Here is a 1,014-nt window from a genome sequence, read left to right as displayed (position 1 = left end):
GTCCTCAATCGCCGGACGGGCTTGGATTGGGGCGTCGGCGCCCCGACGTGAAGGTGTCCTCAATCGCCGGACGGGCTTGATTTTGCCGGTGTCCGGCTTGACGTGCCGGTGGCCGGGCAGAGGCACCGTTCCGCGCAGATGTGCCGGTGGCCGGGCAGATGCACCGGTGGGGCCGGGCAGATGTGCCCGTGGGGCCAGGCAGATGTGCCGGTCGCCGGGCAGATGTACCCGTGGGGCCAGGCAGATGTGCCGGTGTCCGGGCGATTGAGGACCGGGGGGTCAGAGCGCTGTTGCCTGGGCTTCGGCTTCTGTGCGGTACATGCGGCGGACGCGGACCACGCCGAGGTCGTGCTGGTAGAGGTTCTCCGCCTGGTCGGCGTCGGTGCGCAGGTCCTCCAGCATGATGCGGTCCTGTTCGAGGACGTCCCAGTGGCGGTCCTCCAGGAGCGTCTTGTAGAGGAAGCGCCAGGTGTCGCGCTGCCAGTCGCTGACCTTGCGGTAGCGCCAGAAGAAGACGGCGCAGCGGTTCTCGTCGATGGGGGTGGCCATGCCGACGATGCCGAAGGGCCCGCCGGGGCCGGCGGTCGGTGGGTAGGGGATGGTGAGGTCGACCCAGTCGACGCCGGTGCGGCAGAGCTCGACCCAGTCGAAGTTGACGCCGCTCTGGTCGGTCTTCTCGAAGAAGAAGCCGCGTTCGGTCTCGCGGATGCGGAAGCGTGCGGTGGTCTGGCCCTCGGCCATGCTGTGCGAGTCGCGGTGGAGGAACGAGCCGTGCATGGGGTCGAGGAGGTTCTCGACGGCGTAGCGCCAGTTGACGTTCCACTCGGCGTAGCAGAGGAACGCTGAGGTGCCGGGGTCGGTGAGGTGTTCGGGGAGGACGAGTGGTGTGGGTTCGGGGTGCTCGTTGTCGCCGAAGTAGGCGAGGATGCCGCCGGCGGTCTCGATGACGTGGGGGGCGGCGACGAGTTGTTTGCCTTCGAGGTTGCAGCCGGGCAGGCCGGGTACGGCGGCGAC

1 protein-coding gene is annotated in these 1,014 nt (G+C 68.7%); it reads right to left on the bottom strand.

Going from position 1 to position 1,014, the window contains the following annotated elements:
• Nucleotides 1-279 precede the first annotated feature (279 nt).
• Nucleotides 280-1,014 (bottom strand): 3-phenylpropionate dioxygenase (locus JGS39_RS39700; protein ID WP_219574615.1); only part of this gene is annotated, 735 nt, incomplete at its 5' end.

Origin of the sequence: Streptomyces poriferorum (assembly GCF_019399235.1) — a bacterium.
GTDB classification, from domain to species: domain Bacteria; phylum Actinomycetota; class Actinomycetes; order Streptomycetales; family Streptomycetaceae; genus Streptomyces; species Streptomyces poriferorum.
Note: the sequence above shows the minus strand (reverse complement) of the source record. Positions and strands in the feature narration are given on the sequence as shown.